An 18,909-nucleotide genomic window follows, 5' to 3' on the forward strand; every position below is an offset into this window, starting at 1 on the left:
GAAGGCCGACTAAAAGCGGACTTTGCGTCCAACTCACGTCTACCCCTTTTTTAGTGGCATGTTTCCTTTATCTCCTACGGTAGGAATGTTCGGTTAAGACCGCTGCTTTGTGCAGCAACACCGAACCACCCTGCTTGGCAGGGCGCACTCCATACGTCGCTAAACGGGCGCTTGCTGTTCATCAGTATATGAAAACAAATGGTCAGTTACCTTGATACCTTTTTTTGCAGTTTGCCCCGGTGAGATTCAAATATATTTTCAAGGGTGATGTCATATTTATTTGCAATAACAATGATATTCCCTAAAACATCGCCTAGTTCTTCAACCAATTCGCGTTTTAGTTCTTCGGAGGTCCCTTCCAATTCATCGGGTCTATCGCGTCCAACTTCCAAAGCCCTTATTGCCCTTGCAACTTCTCCTGTTTCTTCAGCTAGAAAACCTATTCGTATAAATATATCAAGATCGGACCAGCCATTAGCTTCGTAATATTCCTTGACCCATGATTGAAATTCGGTTAAGTTCATTATTAGCCTCCTCATTTTGATTTTAAGTTTTGTAAGGGAATCTATATAATGATAACAGATGATTGGAATGATGGAGGAGATATTATTGAAAAGTTTAGCTATTTTTTGTGGGTCAAGCTATGGAGCAACTGATTTATATAAGGAAGGCGCTATACAGTTAGGAAAAGAGCTGGCAAGAAGAGAACTCACACTTGTGTATGGCGGGGCAAGTGTTGGAATTATGGGAGCATTAGCAGACGCTGTCTTAGATAACGGCGGAGAAGTTATTGGAGTAATCCCTAAAATGCTGGAGGATCGGGAAATTTCACATCCTAATTTAACGAAATTATTTGTTGTTGAGTCTATGCATGAGCGTAAGACTAAAATGGCTGATTTAGCGGATGGTTTTATTGCTTTACCAGGTGGGCCGGGTACGTTAGAGGAATTTATGGAAATCTTCACCTGGGCTCAGCTGGGGGTGCACCAAAAACCGTGTGGGCTTTTAAACATTAATCACTATTATGACCCTCTTGTGTCACTCTTCAACCATATGGCAGACCAGCAATTTCTACACGAAAAATATCGTTCCATGGCAATTGTGGATACCTTCCCAGAGGCTTTAATTGATAAGTTTTATACTTATCAACCACCAGCTGTTAAGACATATTTTAAAAAAGATCAAACATAGTTTCTGGTACTTGATTAGATATAAAAATCGAGCGGCCACAATACGTCAAATCAAGTAGGGCTAAAGCCGGTTATGAAAGTCCTTATAAAAATAGTTCGTACCATTTACAAACTCCCAGTATTCCCTAACCCTGTGCTAAAATGTTAAAAGGAGGGAACCTGATGATTTATATAGGCTTAACAGGATGGGGAGACCATTATTCCCTGTACCCAAATCAAACGAAAGGAAAAGATAAATTACCTGAATATAGCAGTCACTTTCCAGTTGTGGAGGTAGATGCATCCTTTTACGCGGTACAGCCCGCCCGTAACACGTTAAAGTGGGTGAAGGAAACACCGGGAAATTTCCGCTTTGTTGTGAAGGCGTATCAAGGAATGACGGGGCATCAGCGTGGGGATATACCGTTTGTTACAAAAGCGGAGATGTTCCAGGCGTTTAAAGATTCTCTGAAGCCATTCCAAGATGCAAACAAGCTAGCGATGGTGCTATTTCAATTCCCGCCATGGTTTGATTGCAAAAAAGCGAATGTCGATTATTTGCGGTATTGTAAGCAAATGATGGGGGATATCCCGGTTGCGCTTGAGTTTCGCCACCAATCCTGGTTTAGTGACGCGTACCGTGATAATACACTTTCTTTTATGAAACAGGAGGGTTGGATCCATTCCATCGCTGATGAGCCACAAGCTGGTGACGGATCGATTCCTATTGTGCCTGTGACAACGAATGGAAACATGACATTAGTACGGATGCATGGGAGAAATGTGCATGGGTGGAATAAACCGAACGGGACTGATACGAATTGGCGGGAGGTTCGCTATTTATATAAATACAATCGTAAGGAGCTTTTAGAATGGAAAAACAGAATCATTAACCTATCAAAAGATACCAACGATATCATTGTTCTATTTAACAATAACTCTGGTGGAGACGCAGCAGGTAATGCTAAGGAATTTCAAAAAATGCTGGGTATCGAATATGAAGGACTTTCCCCAAGGCAATTGAATTTGTTCTGAGCGGTGGGGGAAATTACCGTAGCCTGGCAGGATTTAAAATAATTTTCGGTAAATCTTTTTGGCATAAGCGATAAACCTCTTATTTTGATGCAATTTCCTTTCGTGAACAAATTCATCAAATTTCTGTTTGCTTTGTACATCGCTCTTATGGGTTTTACCGGTTGCTATGGTTAAAAGATCATTCATACTCATATTATTTTTGCTGTCTTTTGCCTCCTCCGTTACATATCCGGCGTTTTTCAGCATTCGATAACCCATTTTTATTTCCGGTCGCATACCTGGTAAATCATCCTTTAGATTCAGCGGTTTTCCTTTTCCGGGAAGATTATCGAATTCCCCCTTGTCAATGGAATCTTTAATTCTCTCCTCGACAAACATATACATCGGACTCACCTGCCTTCTTTGTTTTAAAACGCATGTAAAAAACCCTGTGGCTTCATCATACCACAGGGTTTTTAAATAATAAATTGGATCTTTACTGTTAATTGTTTCTCCAGTCGTTAAGTAAAACCTCAACTGAATTATTCAAGCCTTCTTTCGCTTCTTTAGTGATGAATTTATCCATCGCCTTTTTGTTCAAATGTTTCAAGAACCCTTCCATCTTTTTAACAGCTTGATGATGATGGCCTTTATTTAGTTGATGTTCTGCTTGTTTCAGTTTGTTTGTCAGCTTAACAGCTAATGGATGATTAATATCACCAGATTGTACATAATCCGCAACATCTTGTTTAATTGACGAAAGTGTCACAGTTTCTTCGGCCTCTGATAGATCAAGCGCGTATTTGGCAAAACCGTCTGTCCCCTCACCGAGATAAGCGATATTCCCATCTTGCTGGATGAATTGCTGGGCATCCGGTGAAGATTGGAATGTTAGCTGTGCATTACCTTCAATCGGTGCAAATGACCAATTGCTATCCGCTGATGGATCAATCGTGCCATTCGTTTGAATATAGTCGATCACTACCTGCCGGTTTTCCGCCTGTGGAGAAAGGACAATTTGGCTGCCATCTAAATTCGGGAAGTTACCTCCTCCACCAGCACGATAGTTATTTGTTGCAACAAGAAATTCCTGATCGTCTTGAACGGCCTCACCGTTGTATTGTAAGTTTACAATGCGATGGGCCTCTGGATTGATTAACTCCCCATCACGGTTATAGCGGGTTGGTTCCGTAACATCGATTTTATAGGTGACCCCATCGATAACATCAAAATTGTACGTTGGAAAGTCATTGTTAACTAAAGATTGTTCCTCTGACGCATTCGGGTCGATTTGATTAAACTGTCCAGCAGCCATCTCTAACCATTCACGAACTTGTTCCCCATTGATTTTCACGACCTTCAAAGTGTTTGGATAAACATAAAGGTCAGCTACGTTTTTAATGGCAATCGGCCCTTCTGGAATATACGTATAGTAGCCAGCGCCGCCTCGACCGCCAGCCTTAAATGGTGCAGCTGCGGATAAAATTGGCAATCCTTCATATTCGGTTTCCTTTACTGCTTGTTCTGTGTACCATTTTTGTGCGTTGGCTACAATTTGTACCGACGGATCGTCTTTGACAAGTGCAAAGTAGCTGTAAATTGGTGCAGTTGTTTCACCGACCTGAGAGCGAATATAGTCAAGAGTTGCCTGGTGGTCTTCTGAAATGGCGTCTAGAATTCCCTGATCGGCTTCAACAAGTGCTTCACCGGTATTTTCGTCGTAAATTGCTTGAACTTCAGCGCTGGAATCAATAACCTCCCAGCTGTCGCCATTTTGCTGGAGCTTCAGATCAATAATCCCTAAATGGTTTCCCCAAAAACCTGCCTCAACAGAAGGTACACCATTGAGTGTTCCTTTTTCCAGGTTGACTCCTGGGATTCCCGCAAATGTTTCACTCGGGAAGGCTTCGTGGGCATGACCAAACATAATAGCATCAATGCCTTCTACTTCAGTTAAGTTGTAAGTGGCATTTTCCTCACGTTCCTTTAATTCAACCGATCCAAGCCCGGAGTGTGGAATTGCAACGATAATATCAGCACCTTGTTCCTTCATTTCCGGAATATATTTTTGTGCTGTTTTATAGATATCTTTGGTAATTACTTTCCCTTCAAGGTTTGTTTTGTCCCATTGCATGATTTGTGGTGGAACAAAGCCGATGATCCCAACATTAATCGTTTGGGTGTTACCGTTTGAATCTACCACTTGTTTAGGCAAAATCTTGTATGGCTCGAAAAACGGTTGATCGTTGGTTGGATCATCGTCACCGTCATCATAATAGACGTTTGCATTGACGTATGGGAAATTAGCATCATCAGTTGCTTCCTTCAAATAGTCGATGCCATAATTAAATTCGTGGTTACCAATATTTGCTGCATCATAATCTAGCAGATTCATTGCTTTATAGACGGGATGCACTTCTCCTTCTTCAAGGCCTTTTTGAGCGATATAGTCCCCAAGAGGATTGCCTTGGATTAGGTCACCATTGTCAAATAACATGCTATTGTTGACTTCACTTCGGGATTTCTTGATAAGCGTTGCTGTCATTGCTAGCCCAAATTCGTTTGTTTCCTTATCTTGATAATAGTCATAGTTTGCCAGATGGACATGAATATCTGTCGTTTCCATGAGTCTTAAGTCAACAGTGCCTTCCCCAGCTTCTTCTGCATCTGCCGAGCTGTTGCTAAGTGGTATAGATACAAGCAGAGCTGCTAAAAGCATAAGTGCAATTTTTCCTGTTTTTCTAATTCCCATACTGAAACCCCCTTTAAGTTTTTTCAATTACTAGATTAAAGGATTGCTAGACATATTGGAATAGGCCGATGGATATGGGTTAAATGAATTAATCGTTAGGTTTAGAATAAGGGGACGGGGTTGTTGTACAAAACTGTTTCAGACAAAAGCTTGATAATTGGCAATATGGAAGGTGTATCGATTGACATTTATCTGCATATGCTATATCTTAATATGAAAGCGATTAAATTCGTTGACGAGAACGAGTATGCATAAATCCTGTTCTGCAGAGAGTTGGTGCCTTTTGCTGAAAACCAATGTTCAGTTTATGTTGAAAATCCTCTCCGAGAAGAAAAGCTGAAGATTCATTTTAAGCCTTTCCGGGGATCCGCCGTTACAAGGATCGCGTATGATAGTACGTTGTTTGAGTGCCGGCACATTTATTACAAGTAATTTCCGGAATCAGGGTGGTAACACGGGTTAAACTCGTCCCTACTTTAGGGGCGGGTTTTTGTATTTTTATGAAAAAATCAAACGAGGAGTGAGATGATGAGAAAGGTTGATATAAGTGAGCTTCCCCAACAGCGTGAAAAGCGAGTAAACAATATGTGGAAAGCTGAAAGTACGTTTGAAAAGTCTGTTTCAAATCGTGATGGAGCGGAAACCTTTGTCTTTTATGAAGGCCCCCCAACAGCAAATGGCCTACCTCATGCTGGGCATGTGCTGGGTCGTGTGATAAAAGACTTCATTGCCCGCTATAAAACAATGCAAGGTTATCAGGTTATCCGCAAAGCGGGCTGGGATACACATGGTCTTCCAGTTGAACTCGGTGTTGAGAAAAAGATAGGCATCTCCGGAAAAAAAGAAATTGAAGATTATGGTATAGAGAAATTTATTGAGGAATGTAAAAGAAGTGTTTTTGATTATGAGAAGCAATGGCGTTCTTTTACAGAAGCTATTGGGTATTGGGTTGATATGGATGATCCATATGTGACATTACGGAATGAATATATTGAAAGTGTTTGGTATATCCTCTCTGCGATTCACAAAAAAGGGCTGCTGGATCAGGGACATCGTGTTACGCCATATTGTCCGAGCTGCCAAACATCCTTAAGTTCTCACGAAGTTGCACAAGGATACAAAGACGTAAAAGATCTGTCCGTAACAGCTAAATTCCAAATTAATGGGACCGATAATGAATATTTTTTGGGCTGGACGACAACACCTTGGACACTTCCTGCTAATGTTGCTTTAGCTGTCCATAAGGATTTGGAATATGTAAAGGTGAGGCAGGAAGCGGACTTATATATTGTTGCAAAAGACTTGGCAGATCAGGTATTCAATGAGGAATATGAGGTTATTAGCATGCATAAAGGAAGTGACTTCGTTGGCTTAACCTATCAAGCTCCTTTTGACTATTTGAACCTAATAAGAGGGCATGAGGTTATTGAGGCGGATTTTGTTACAGACCAAAGTGGTACCGGAATCGTTCATCTCGCACCAGCGCATGGAGAAGATGACTACAATGCTGTGAGAGCAAACGGGCTTGATTTTATTAACGTGGTTGATCAGTCAGGACGCTATACGGATGAAGTTCCTGATTTAGCTGGGGAATTTGCCAAAGATTGTGATGTTCAGATAATTAAAATGCTGGCAGACAAAGGTTTATTATTTTCAAAAGAAAAATACGAACATAGCTATCCACACTGTTGGCGCTGTGATTCCCCGCTTATCTATTATGCAACGGAAGGCTGGTTTATCAAAACGACGGAAATAAAAGATACGATCATCCAAAATAACGAAACCATTAAATGGCACCCGGAGCATATGAAACATGGACGTTTTGGTAATTTTCTAGAGAACATGGTTGATTGGAATCTAGGTCGTAATCGGTATTGGGGAACACCACTCAACGTTTGGATTTGCAAGAACTGTAACCATCAATATGCGCCTGATAGTATTCAGGACCTCAATAAACATGCCAGGCTTCCAGTTTCTGATGAGTTAGAACTTCATAAACCGTATGTGGATGATATAATTCTTGTTTGTCCGTCTTGCCAAGGAGATATGGTTCGTACCAAGGAAGTTATCGATGTATGGTTTGATAGTGGTTCGATGCCATTTGCGCAGTATCATTATCCATTTGAGAATACTGCATTATTCGAAAAACAATTTCCTGCAGATGTCATTGTAGAAGGTGTGGATCAGACGCGTGGCTGGTTTTACAGCCTGCTCACCGTATCTTCTTTATATACTGGAAAAGCACCATACAAACGTGTTCTTTCGCTCGGACATATCCTTGATGAAGATGGACGTAAAATGTCAAAAAGTAAAGGGAACGTTATTAACCCAATGGACCTTGTGAAAAAATATGGGGCAGATGCGTTGCGGTGGGCACTGCTTGTTGATAGTGCGCCTTGGAATAATAAGCGTTTTTCAGCTAATATTGTCAGTCAAGCAAAGTCCAAGCTAGTTGACACACTAATTAATATTCATTCTTTTTACGTGCTTTATGCGGAGATTGATCAATTCGATCCGAATAAGCATGCCCAAGGTGAAAAGTCATGGTTGGATAAATGGATATTATCTCGCCTGCATTCTGTTTCTAAAAGTGTAGCGGCACATCTTGATAACTATGATTTTAATCCTGCAGCAAGAGAATTATCTATACTAGTTGAACAAATTAGTAATTGGTACATCCGCCGCTCCCGTGACCGTTTTTGGGGTAAAGGAATGAATGATGATAAACTAGCGGCTTATCATACGTTATACGAGGTATTAACAACAACGAGCAAACTACTTGCTCCATTTACACCTTTTGTTACCGAGGAAATTCACATCAATTTAACGGGGAAAAGTGTACACTTAGAATACTTCCCTGTACCGGATGAAGCCTTAATTGATGAACAGTTGGAGATGGAGATGGATGGAGTTCTTCAGGTTATTGAGCTTGCCCGCCATACTCGTAACGCTTCGAATATTAAAACAAAACAGCCTCTATCTAAATTGATTGTGGTTGATGAAAAAAATGACATAAACTTTTTGTCGAAATATCGTTATATCATTGAGGAAGAAATTAATGTTAAGCGGGTTTATTTTCAAGAACATGCTGGAGGAAATATTCAGTATGAAATTAAACTAAACTTCCCAACGGCGGGTCCAAAGCTTGGTAAGCAAGTAGGATTTGTTCAAAAGGCTTTAAAACAGATGTCAGTGGAAGAAGCTAATGACGTGGTAGGTAAAGGGTATGTTGCATTGGAAATGCAATCGGGAGAGTCCATTCGTGTTGAAAAAGAGGATTTACTCATTAATCAAACAGCGCAGCAGGGAATGGAAATGGCTTCTAATGAACGCTATACCGTTTTCTTAAATACAAACATAAACGAAGATCTCCGTAGGGAAGGTCTTGCTCGTGAACTCATTCGAGCTGTTCAACAGTACCGTAAAGAATTGAATTTGCCTGTCGAAAAGCGGGTAGACCTTACCTTTTGCATGAGTGATTCATTAAAGGATGTTGTTGAACAATTTAGAGATCTACTGGAACAAAATCTGTTGGTGAAAAATATTAACTTTAATAAAAAGCAAAATATGAAATATATTGAGCTTGAGAATGAAATGATTGGGATAGAAATTGTTCTTTAATAAAAATCAAATATAGAATAGTTCCTCATCAAAACCGGGGGTGCTACTGTTAAAGCACCCTTGCTTTTATTATAATATTATTTAGGCAATTAATTATATGGAATAATGCTTCAATATGAGGAAATATGAGAGATTCAGAGGAGCCTAATGTGAATATGTTAGAACTTACAAATATCCACTATTCAGTACATAAAAAATGCATATTTAAAGGTGCGACCACATCCCTAAAGAATGGTGAATGTGTTGCTATTACTGGAGATAACGGGTCGGGTAAAAGCACGTTGCTGAAAATCATCGCCGGTTTAATGGTTCCGAATAAGGGGAATGTCAAAATCGATTCACGCAAAATATTGGCTATGTCCCGGAACAGACGCCTAAGTCATTGCGTTTTACACCAATAGAGTATTTACAGCATATGGGTCAAATTCAAGGGCTTTCAGCTGATGTTTTGAATATCCGCAGGGGAGAACTTATGAAGCAATTTGGTTTGGATTCCTATCAGCATACCCGCATACAGCATTTATCCAAAGGAAACAAGCAAAAAGTGAATATCATTCAAGCCCTTTTACCTAATCCGGAGCTGCTTTTGCTAGATGAACCGATATCGGGATTGGATCCTGATTCACAGAAAAGGCTGGTAGACATTCTGACCCAATTAAAAAAGGCAGGCACAACAATTATCTTTACCTGTCATGAGTCGTTTTTTGCTGAAAGACTAGCTGATCGGAGCATTCATGTAACCCAACAGAACATAAAAGAAGTAATGGTGTCCAGGGAAAACAACCAATATCGAACAATCGAATTTTCAGGTGCCACCGAGGCTCTCTTATCCTTCGTTAGCAGTTCGCCATTCATTATGAAGCATGTCTGTCAGACTTCATCGCCCCATATTATTTCGGTACATGCTGTAAAAAGTAACGAGGTAATTGGCGAGATCATTGCATTAGGTGGAACCATTCAATTTGTCTCCCGTCAGATGGATATGTTGCCGATGCTGGGATCTAATGATAATGGGAAAAAGCAGGTGAAAAAGTGAAAAGTTTAGTGAAATACTGCATGCAAGATTATATACGATCATATCAGTTTGTTCCCCCTGTATGCCTTTTCTTGCTTTGGACGATCGTTTCCTACACATATACACCAAATCCAGTTTTAAGCAGTTATGGGGTTTCGTGTGCTGTTCTTTATTTTATTTCAGCCTGGATGTCGGTAACCATCATGCAAACAACAGATTCTGTGCAGTTACAGATAACAATTGTCAATGCCAAAAGCGTTATTAAGATATTCAGCAGTATGATTTTATCGGTCTTGGTTATCATCTCGATGTTATCCGCCTTTGCTATTTTCTACCCGATCATGATTGGGGCGTTTGATCGTCCAGTCACATTGCAGGATATTTTCATTGCTGCTTGTTCGCATTTGCTTATATCCATGTTAAGCATTTCAATTACCATTTACCTTAGCTGGATGACACGGGTGAAAACAGTTAGCTCCTGGCTGCTGCTTGTCCTGGTGTTACTTATTTCTCTGGTAAAAGGTGGTCTGGTAGGTGTTCTGCCCCAATTCATGTCTTATATAACTTGGGTTATTCCCCCGGCCTTTTCGATTGTTGATTTGCTAGGGGATGATAGCTTATTAATAAATGCACGATTATTGCTGGAATGGATGTATGTATTAATATACTCAGGTGTGTTGTTCTTTTTGTTTGTTATGCGAATTCGCAAGCGGAATGTGATGAATAATGGAACCCATTGAGATTACGGTTGGGTATGGCCTATTAAGGAGTGAAGAAACAATGTTCAGTTATTATGGAAAATTGAGTACAGAAGTCTACAACCTAACAAAGCCGATTGGCAAGTCCATTGGTGGGGATATTGAATATTATATAGAACGGCTAAGGCATATGGATGGAAGAGTGCTGGAGGCGGGTGTTGGAACGGGGAGATTTCTAATTCCGATATTAGAACAAGGATTTAACGTTGATGGAATCGATTACTCAAAGGATATGCTCAATGTATGCAGGGAGCATTGTAAAAAACGAGGATTAGCAACCCAACTATATCAAGCAAGTTTGGAGAATTTTCAACTGTCTAATAAATATAAAGCGATTGTTATGCCTACAGGGTCTTTATGTTTACTTGATAACCGTGAAGACGTCATAAATGTACTGAGAAGATTCCAAGATCATCTGGAGCCTGGAGGTCGCATTATTATTGATTTGTTGTTGCCACACGATTTCAAAGCTGGGGAAGTAACAACGGAGGCATTTTCTTTGTCAAACGGAGAAGGAATTACACTCGAAAGAAAATCGATTGCTATGGACTGGATTAACCAAAAAACAGTAACGTATCTAAAATATGAAAAGTGGAAGGATGGCAAATGTATGGATACAGAGTTGCAGGAATTCAATTTAATTTGGTTTGGGATTGAGGAATTCCGATCAATTTTATTAGAACTGGGGTTCATAAACATCAATTGCTCATCCGGATATGTATATGATAAATATCCAACCGGTGCTGATGAGGTTATTACGTTTGAGGCAGAGGTTCGGTAAAGTGTCCAATAAGTTTGGAAAATAATATGTACCCTTTAGAAGAAGTTATTAAGAGGCTCTCCTAATAGGGTACTATTTTTTGAACATGAAAAAGGTAACTGTAACAACCAAGCTTAGCACTGGCATATCATGAGATGGTTTCCATCAGGGTCTTTGAAATTAAACCATTGATCGAACTGAATTTCTGTTACAATTTCGACATTCTTCCCCTTCATATACTTATATGCTTTTTCGATATCGGTGGTATTAAAGTGGAATGGTGGGGTTCTAAATACATTATCCTTTGAAAAAATCTTGCTATCCAGTACAATCTCTGTTCCGCTCATGGTTATGATATATAAATGTCCAAATACTATCCTACCATCTGCTGGTATTCCTAATATATCACAATACCATTTGCGAGCTTCTTCTATATTTTTAACGGGCATAAAAATTGCACCAATTTGTTTTAATATTGGATTCATGATAAAACCCCCAAGAGAATACTGTATGTATAGTTAATTCGCCGTGAGGTTCCATATTTCCTTTTTACAAGTCCGAACTTTATAAAATGTTTTCTATTTCGTGAGCTAAATAACCCGATGTAACAATAACAAAAAAGTGGTATGAAAATGAATTCATGCCACTTTTTCAGTTAGGTAACGCAGGGTATTAAGAATTATTATTTACCTGTGATATAATCTTTTCCGCAATCACTTCATTAGCCGCTTCCAATTCCTTATGCTCATCAACCGAATCCCCCGCAAAATTATCCTCTTCATTCAGCGGATTATTTGTCCCCAGCCCGCTACTGACACTAATTTTACCGTCAGTATTTGCTTTTGTCGGGATTGGGAATTTCTTTTTTTGGTTACTTGGCATTTTTTTCACCTCATCAAATAGCTTTTGTACCACCCTGTTTTTTATACTATTTTAAGTGAGAAAATTATTCATATAGTAACCGTCTCTTTGAAATATTCATTTATTATTGCAGGTGTGACCACTACAATCAGAAATAATACACTTCAACTTCTTGAACAATATAGAAACCACAAAATTTCTTATTGTGATGCGTTAAGTGTAGCAATGATCAAAGAACAACAAATTCATAAAATCTTTGCGTTTGACTATCATTTTGAAACGATGGGAGTCGAGATTGTACGGTTATGAAATATTAATCCTGTGACTATCTCAGTTCCTGCCTTAACCTACGCAACCTGTAAACACGATAAACACCAAAACATTAAGAAGTCGTACCAATATTTGTATCAATGGATTGAGCAAGAGGAATACCGGGGAAACAATGTAAATAACTTAACCCATTTCGAAAAATATCCGATGAATCAAGATCCATATTCAGCTAACCAGAATTTGTAATGATGATTCCAGTTAAAAAGGAGCAAAGTTCCTCTTAAACAGGGGATTCACGATTGGGTCAAACAAATAATTTTACTACCTTCCTTTGAATAAAAATAGAATACCTTCATTCAAGGCTGGATCCGTTCGGGTTTAGTCTTTTTTTGCTGAAATTTTTTGCATTACAAATAAAAATTCATCTTGATTTATATACTGAGTATCTATATACTAAGTAAATAGATACTCAGTATATAATGAATGTAGGTGATCGAATGGTGGATCTAATTCTTTCCTATCAATGGGAATTGTTCATCGCAATAGAAGTGTTATCCTTTGCTTCCCTGCTTCTGTTCGGGATTGTACGTTACCTTTTTGATAAGCGTAACGTTAGTCTGTTGTTCCTTTTTTGTTTTGTTGCACTATTGGTTCTCGAGGCTATACTAGCAGTGTTTATCTATGGGGAGACAGGTGAAATATCAAAATTTCAAATCATTATTACGGTTTTTGTAGTATATGCGTGTACGTTTGGAATTTTTGACTTTATGAAATTAGATCGTTGGATGCGTAAAGTAATTGGAGGATGGCGCAATGTCCAACTTCTTTCAGCTAAGGACATAGAAATCATGAATAGACAGAAAGATCCACAGTATATGGCCAAAAAATACCGTTGGAGTTCCATTGCACATCTTATTGTATTTGTTGGTTTTCAAATAGCGTTCTGGATTTACGGAACCGGTGGCGCAGCCCAATCCCTGGAATATATAAAGGATTTATCTTGGATCGGTACAGAAAATGTTATGGAAACACCATATGCAAATGAGACGATTTATGGTATTTCGATGGTTTGGGGGATTGCTTTTATCGCCGATTTTATTTATTCGTGGTCATATACAATATTTCCATCTAATTCGAAAGGGTGACTAGTATGATTCATACGAAAGGTGTTAAAAAAGAGTATAAAGCTGGGGGAGAGGTGATACCCATACTAAAGGGTGTTGACTTTTCTGTCAAACAAGGTGAGTTTGTAGCCATTATGGGGCCAAGTGGGTCAGGGAAAAGTACGCTTCTTCAGCTGCTTGGTGGGTTGGATATCCCAACGGAAGGCTCGATTGCACTGGATGGTGTAAAATTAGAAACAAAATCAGAAAAAAAACGGACCATTATAAGACGCCAAAAGATAGGTTTTGTGTTTCAAAACTATCAGCTCCTTCCAACATTAACAGTCTATGAAAATATAGCGTTTCCAATGCATGCGAGTGGCAGAAAGATTGATACAGAGGCTATTTATGATCTTTTGGATGCTGTGGATTTAAAAGGCTATGGCAAACGATTTCCGCACGAATTGAGTGGGGGACAGCAACAGCGCGTAGCAATTGCCCGTGCACTAATTAACAAACCGGCCATTCTGCTTGCAGATGAACCAACTGGTAATTTAGATAGGGAGCATTCAAGCGATATTTTAGAGTTATTGTCCTCCTTTCATCAGGACAGAGGGCAGACAATTGTTATGGTGACACATGACATGTTTTCCGCAGGCTATGCGGATCGTATTGTCCTGTTTAAAGATGGGATCATTGAGACCGAAGTAAAAAGGGAGGATGATGATTATGCTGAGTTCCTTTCGCGTTTCATGGCGTAATTTGACCAGGTATAAAAAACGTTTTCTCTTTACGCTTATTGCCATCATTCTTGGCGTGGTTGTTATGACAGCAATGCTCATTGCAAAACAGACAACTTCAAGTACACTTGAAAGATATGAAAAAATGTATATGGGTGATACGGATTTTTGGATTCAAAGTAATAATCGTGTTTTTCAACAGAAGGAACTAGACTGGTTATTCACCCGAGATGAAGTCAAAAAGGAAAATGCCATTTTACTTAAACGAGGAATTGCAGAAATAGATGGAATGAATCCGGCGCAGACATCTGTACGGTTCACAGGTGTATCAACTTTCGATAATGGTTTATTTGAACTTCCTGTAAAAGAGGGTGATATTTCCGAGGAAGGGCTTATTATTACGGAGAATGCTGCAAAGCTTTGGAAAAAGGGAATAGGCGATACGGTTACATTTAAAAATATGGGCAGTATGGACGTTACCGCAATTGTTTATGAGGGCTCGATGCTAAGCAGTCCCCGGACAAAGGAACAGGCGAGTGTCAGTTCTTCACAAGTTATGGTTCCGCTTGATATTTTGCAAGAATGGACTGGAGCAAAAGGGCAGATTACCAGCTATAGATTTGTAACAAACGATGGTTCAAAAAAGGATGAGCTTCTTGCTGCTTATCAAGCAGAGCTTGCATTATCTGATTTATTCGTGCAGCCAGTCGTTATGGATGACAGGCAAAATAATGATGTGGAAGGTCTATACTATACGTTCGATATAATAGCCATTTTATCTATATTTATCAGCGGGTTTATTGCGTTTAACATGATTTATGCGGGTATTATTGAACGAAGAAAAGAATTCGCTGTGATGAAAAGTTTAGGCTATACAACTAAAGGTATTTATCGTTTGGTTCTTCAGGAAATCGGACTTCTTTCCTTAATAGGAACTGTTGTTGGGCTCCCGCTTGGTATTTGGTTTGGTGATTTCTTTCAGGAAATGCTGATGTCAGCAATTGCCTCGCAGGATATTACATACGATATGGAATTGGCGGCACCGCTTACTATTTCGGCAACAGTTGGGCTTCTATTTCCTTTCTTGGCTGCTGCTATCCCTGTTTATCGGGCGGGTAAAACACCAGTTTTGGAAGCAATGGTTGATCGGACAGTATCACGGCAGGGCGGCAAAAGAGCAAGTATTATCCGGATAATCGCAGGTATTATATGTACCGGAATAGGATTGATTGATAACGCTTGGGCATTTTTACTGCTCTTTGTCGGGCTTGTCCTTTTGTACCCATTGTTTATGCGAGCAATTCTAAGAATTATCAATCCCTTATTTCAGATCACTTTTCGGTTCGCTGGAAAGCAGGCAGTTCGATCAGTCAGCCTGTTTGAAAATCGTAATGCAAATACATCCGCAATGCTAGCAATTGGTGTTAGTTTGGCAATGTTTATGAGTGCGGCTCTTGAATCACTTCCAGATGGAATGGAGGATGAAGTTCGCAGTACATTTGGTGGCGATATCCATGTCATGAAGGAAACACCATGGCAGGATGATGATCTAGATGTTATTCAAGGAATCGAAGGTACTGCAAATGTTTATCGATTTGCAGACATTCCAAATGTTACGTGGCAAACCAAAGCTGGTGAAGACAGGGAATTTTCCATCATGAGCTACTCAGGTGATCCAGATAAAGCTGCATTCTTTCGTATTTCAGATGAAGCCAAGGAAGTGGCCGGGTTCCCGCAACTTTATCTCGGAGAACGCGCATTGGCTGAGTGGGGTGGCGAAGTTGGAGATCATATTACATTAAATACTCCCGCTGGAAAGACGGATTTCTATGTAAAAGGGAGTGTGCAGACCTCCCACTATACAAGTTATGTAGCATTTGTAGAAGAGTCAATACTTGGGGAGGTTCTAAATTGGTCCCATCTGTTTCACGTGGCGATAGTTACAAACGGAAAAGCAAGTATTCCATTCATATATTCGAAGCTATCGGAAAATTATGGGGAGGAACTTTCAAGTATATCGAGTTTATCGCAACGGGTAGAACAATCGACCAACGCGTTAACTGGAATGAATGAGCTTATGCAGGGGCTGCTTCTTTTAGTTATAGCGCTATCCGCTATAGGGGTTAGTAATACACTATTTATGAATACACTTGAGCGGATAAAGGAAATTGGTACGATGCGGGCAATCGGTTTTACAAAACGGCAAGTCAAATTTATGATCATTGCAGAGGGATTAATTATTGGGGTTACCGGTGTGGTTGTAGGGGTTGTTTATGGCATTCTTGCTACCTACTTAAACGCACAGTCTGATCAAGCGCAGGCACTATTAAGTTTTACGGTTCCGTGGGTAAGTTTATTTTTGGCAGTTGCAGGTGGTATACTATTTACAATGGTTGCAGCATGGTTGCCAAGCATCACGGCATCACGAGTTCCGGTTAAGGAAGCGATATCTTATGAATAAGCGGGGATACTTATGTCTGTAAAACACTCATTACTCGCATTACTATATGAGAAACCGAGCCATGGTTATGAGTTAAAAACAGGTTTTGATGAACTTGTTCAAAGCATGTGGCCGCTCAATGCCGGTCAGGTATATACGACACTTGACAGGTTGGAGCGGGATAATCTCGTTGAATCACCGGGACATGATAAGAAGGATCGTAAACTATATACGATCACCGAACAAGGAAAAAAAGAACTATGGAACTGGCTAAAAAATCCTGTAGAGCGTTCTTTGCTCAAAGACGAGTTTTATTTTAAATACCTCTGTGCCAGTCACGTAGATTACCAGGAAAAACAAAATATGATTCAGGTGCAGAAGCAGACAATTATAAAAGATGTCCTGCACCTTACGCAATTTAAAAAACAGATGAACCAAGCTGGGAATCAAACAATGAAGCTGCTTGTAGAAGGGGCGTTGCTTCATTTGGAAGCGGACATAAAATGGCTGGATATGATTGCGAAGGATTAACGATAGGTCGTGCTCAAACTGAAATTAGGTTGGGCACTTTTTTTCAGCCTGTTTTTCAGGACACCATATTAGTTAGCATAAAAATTGGTGTGTAAACGTTCAAGAAGGTTTTTAAAAAATAAACTCCCGCCCAGACCAGTCAATTTAAATTAACCGAAGGAGCAGCATTTTCAATTAGTAATGCTGCTTCATGGTTGATGCTATTTCCTCGATTTTTGGACGTTGCAATGGGTTAGGGTGAAGCGAGCGGTTAATGATGTTAGCGAAATTAGCTGGTAAGCGGCGACAGGTTTGAACTTTTTCCGCACACCGTTCTAATTGATCATATCGATTGCCATCATAGGTTTGAAATGGCGCATTCCCGGTAGCAGCAAAAAATAGTACTGCACCGATTCCCCATATGTCTGCTGCAGTGGTCAATTGGTCACCGCGAGCTTGTTCGGGCGCCATGAATTGGCGTGTCCCAGCACCTTTTTTTATTTCCCCTGGTTGAGCTGCAATACTAAGGTCAATTACTTTAGCCAATGGAGGTTGATTAATGATATTGGATGGTTTTAAATCTAAATGTAATATTCCTTCTTGATGAAGGTAATGCATAACAGAACATAATTGAGCACCCAAATGAGCCAATTGCTTCACGGACAGACGACGGTTCTGCTGTGTCTTGACCAGGTGATGAAGCGTTTGACCGGTTAGCGTTTCCTGTATCATGATCGGGAAAGGATCGTTGTGAACCTCATAGGCACGAACAAGGTTTGGATGGGTTAATCTTTTTAAGTATTCTCCTTCCCGTATCAACCGTTCCTTGGCAGCACGCTTTTCCAACCGGTCTGGTCGCAGGCATTTTCCAATACAGCTACAGTAACGATCCTCACTCCACACATGATAGACGTCGCAGTCTTTTCCACGACGCATGAGTTCTATAACGGTATACCTGGGAAAAAGATAATCCCCCTCCTTAATGAACGCAGGATTATCGGTTAGTTGCCCGTTAGTTTGGTTTCCTTCGGTGTCAGTTGTCATGGTTTAAACTCCTCCTTGCTGTCATCTGATTTAGGATCGGAATTAGCAGGGAGTGGACGACCCCCTAAGACCAGGATCATCCACACACCTAGCATCCCTTTCCTGATGATGACTAGTTAATCAGTTTCGCCATCAGCTGAGGTACCGCTATTACTCGTTCCGGTTACAGAAGAGCTGTTTGTTGCAGCTGGAGTTACTTCACCAAAGTAAGTCATGTGCGTTTTCCCTCCTTTATTTGATTGAATCCTACTGCATTGATTAAAGTTGAACCTTTCTGCCATCGTTGACTTTATCAATGCAGTTTATCGTATGGCAGGGATTATCAATTCGAATGAATAAAATGACCGAAAAATGAAGAATTGAATCGAATAACTATAGAGGATAGCATAGTACATTTAATAGTATAGCGGTCTTTTAAATGGGTTCCCATTACCTTTTGTCGGCTTGCAGAATACCATTTAGCACTGAAATGGTGTAAAATTGGGTCAAATTAAAATGGGAGGCTATAGTAATGGCAACAATTGAGGATTTCATGAAGCTGGATATTCGTATAGGTACTATACTAAAGGCTGAGCCATTTCCGGAGGCGCGAAAACCGGCAATTAAATTAGAAATTGACTTTGGGGAAATTGGTGTTAAACAATCATCGGCGCAAATTACGAAACGATATGAGCCTGATCAGCTAGTTGGTCGTCAAGTAGCCGCGGTAGTAAACTTTCCGCCAATGCGTGTTGCCGGTTTTAAGTCGGAGGTACTGGTTCTCGGCGGTATGCCAGGGGAAGGCGATGTAGTACTGCTAAGACCGGATGAAGCAATTGACAATGGTTCGCCTGTTGGATAACAGCATAACGT

General features: G+C 40.1%; 17 protein-coding genes, 1 pseudogene and 1 other annotated feature. Of the genes and pseudogenes, 12 read left to right on the forward strand and 6 right to left on the reverse strand.

Translation table 11 applies throughout. The features are described from left to right. Positions 1-206: 206 nt before the first annotated feature. Complete coding sequence (locus IEX12_RS16095; RefSeq protein WP_102416065.1) at positions 207-524, reverse strand: MazG nucleotide pyrophosphohydrolase domain-containing protein; 318 nt, start codon at positions 522-524, stop codon at positions 207-209. An 85-nt stretch (positions 525-609) separates the two neighbouring features. On the opposite strand from IEX12_RS16095, the gene IEX12_RS16100 reads away from it, so the two are divergent. Both IEX12_RS16100 and IEX12_RS16105 read left to right on the forward strand, forming a co-directional pair. After that, entirely contained in the window at positions 610-1,191 is a 582-nt protein-coding gene (locus IEX12_RS16100; protein WP_088051358.1) for an LOG family protein, read from the forward strand. Positions 1,192-1,352: 161 nt separating this feature from the next. Beyond that, positions 1,353-2,204, forward strand: coding sequence for a DUF72 domain-containing protein (locus tag IEX12_RS16105; protein ID WP_155555642.1), 852 nt, complete (start codon positions 1,353-1,355; stop codon positions 2,202-2,204). Positions 2,205-2,237: 33 nt separating this feature from the next. Here the strand turns inward: IEX12_RS16105 and IEX12_RS16110 are convergent, their stop codons facing one another. Then, positions 2,238-2,588 (reverse strand): DnaJ family domain-containing protein, encoded by a 351-nt coding sequence (locus IEX12_RS16110; RefSeq protein WP_088053451.1) that lies wholly within the window; start codon positions 2,586-2,588, stop codon positions 2,238-2,240. 97 nt (positions 2,589-2,685) lie between these two features. Beyond that, complete coding sequence (locus IEX12_RS16115) at positions 2,686-4,935, reverse strand: bifunctional 2',3'-cyclic-nucleotide 2'-phosphodiesterase/3'-nucleotidase (RefSeq protein ID WP_188725495.1); 2,250 nt, start codon at positions 4,933-4,935, stop codon at positions 2,686-2,688. Positions 4,936-5,058: 123 nt separating this feature from the next. On the opposite strand from IEX12_RS16115, the gene IEX12_RS23500 reads away from it, so the two are divergent. The 5 genes and pseudogenes from IEX12_RS23500 (at position 5,059) to IEX12_RS16140 (ending at position 11,110) form a co-directional block, all read left to right on the forward strand. After that, on the forward strand, positions 5,059-5,190 hold the full coding sequence (locus IEX12_RS23500) for a hypothetical protein (RefSeq protein ID WP_268811324.1): 132 nt from the start codon (positions 5,059-5,061) through the stop codon (positions 5,188-5,190). Continuing rightward, positions 5,159-5,411 (forward strand) — a binding site (T-box leader). Its footprint overlaps the gene before it by 32 nt. A 52-nt stretch (positions 5,412-5,463) precedes the next feature. Continuing rightward, positions 5,464-8,556 (forward strand): isoleucine--tRNA ligase, encoded by a 3,093-nt coding sequence (gene ileS / locus IEX12_RS16120; RefSeq protein WP_088051356.1) that lies wholly within the window; start codon positions 5,464-5,466, stop codon positions 8,554-8,556. 215 nt (positions 8,557-8,771) lie between these two features. Then, positions 8,772-9,589: pseudogene (locus IEX12_RS16130) on the forward strand (ATP-binding cassette domain-containing protein); the annotation flags it as partial. Next, positions 9,589-10,311, forward strand: a complete 723-nt coding sequence (locus IEX12_RS16135; protein WP_088051353.1) for a hypothetical protein — start codon at positions 9,589-9,591, stop codon at positions 10,309-10,311. The pseudogene IEX12_RS16130 and the gene IEX12_RS16135, both read left to right, overlap by 1 nt. A 40-nt stretch (positions 10,312-10,351) precedes the next feature. Then, positions 10,352-11,110, forward strand: coding sequence for a class I SAM-dependent methyltransferase (locus IEX12_RS16140; RefSeq protein ID WP_088051352.1), 759 nt, complete (start codon positions 10,352-10,354; stop codon positions 11,108-11,110). 113 nt (positions 11,111-11,223) lie between these two features. Here IEX12_RS16140 and IEX12_RS16145 read toward each other — a convergent pair whose 3' ends face one another. Continuing rightward, positions 11,224-11,574, reverse strand: a complete 351-nt coding sequence (locus tag IEX12_RS16145; protein WP_088051351.1) for a VOC family protein — start codon at positions 11,572-11,574, stop codon at positions 11,224-11,226. A 187-nt stretch (positions 11,575-11,761) separates the two neighbouring features. Next, positions 11,762-11,971, reverse strand: a complete 210-nt coding sequence (locus tag IEX12_RS16150; RefSeq protein ID WP_088051350.1) for a hypothetical protein — start codon at positions 11,969-11,971, stop codon at positions 11,762-11,764. A 746-nt stretch (positions 11,972-12,717) separates the two neighbouring features. Here IEX12_RS16150 and IEX12_RS16155 point away from each other — a divergent pair. From IEX12_RS16155 to IEX12_RS16170, 4 genes are read left to right on the forward strand one after another with little or no spacing between them, the layout of a single operon-like run. Next, positions 12,718-13,365 carry a hypothetical protein gene (locus IEX12_RS16155; protein ID WP_088051348.1) on the forward strand — a complete coding sequence of 216 codons (648 nt, stop codon included), beginning with the start codon at positions 12,718-12,720 and terminating at the stop codon, positions 13,363-13,365. A 5-nt stretch (positions 13,366-13,370) separates the two neighbouring features. After that, positions 13,371-14,084 (forward strand): ABC transporter ATP-binding protein, encoded by a 714-nt coding sequence (locus IEX12_RS16160; protein WP_088051347.1) that lies wholly within the window; start codon positions 13,371-13,373, stop codon positions 14,082-14,084. Then, positions 14,053-16,524 carry an ABC transporter permease gene (locus IEX12_RS16165; RefSeq protein ID WP_159457791.1) on the forward strand — a complete coding sequence of 824 codons (2,472 nt, stop codon included), beginning with the start codon at positions 14,053-14,055 and terminating at the stop codon, positions 16,522-16,524. The genes IEX12_RS16160 and IEX12_RS16165 overlap by 32 nt, the downstream gene beginning before the upstream one ends. A 12-nt stretch (positions 16,525-16,536) precedes the next feature. Next, positions 16,537-17,034 (forward strand): PadR family transcriptional regulator, encoded by a 498-nt coding sequence (locus IEX12_RS16170; protein WP_088051345.1) that lies wholly within the window; start codon positions 16,537-16,539, stop codon positions 17,032-17,034. A gap of 174 nt (positions 17,035-17,208) precedes the next feature. On the opposite strand, the gene IEX12_RS16175 is transcribed toward IEX12_RS16170, so the two are convergent. Continuing rightward, complete coding sequence (locus IEX12_RS16175; RefSeq protein WP_088051344.1) at positions 17,209-18,057, reverse strand: serine/threonine protein kinase; 849 nt, start codon at positions 18,055-18,057, stop codon at positions 17,209-17,211. Positions 18,058-18,568: 511 nt separating this feature from the next. Between IEX12_RS16175 and csaA the strand changes: the two genes are divergently transcribed. Continuing rightward, positions 18,569-18,898 (forward strand): chaperone CsaA, encoded by a 330-nt coding sequence (gene csaA / locus IEX12_RS16180; protein ID WP_088051343.1) that lies wholly within the window; start codon positions 18,569-18,571, stop codon positions 18,896-18,898. Positions 18,899-18,909: the final 11 nt, after the last annotated feature.

It is taken from the genome of Lentibacillus populi (assembly GCA_014642895.1).
In the GTDB taxonomy this organism is placed as follows: Bacteria; Bacillota; Bacilli; order Bacillales; family Amphibacillaceae; genus Lentibacillus_C; species Lentibacillus_C populi.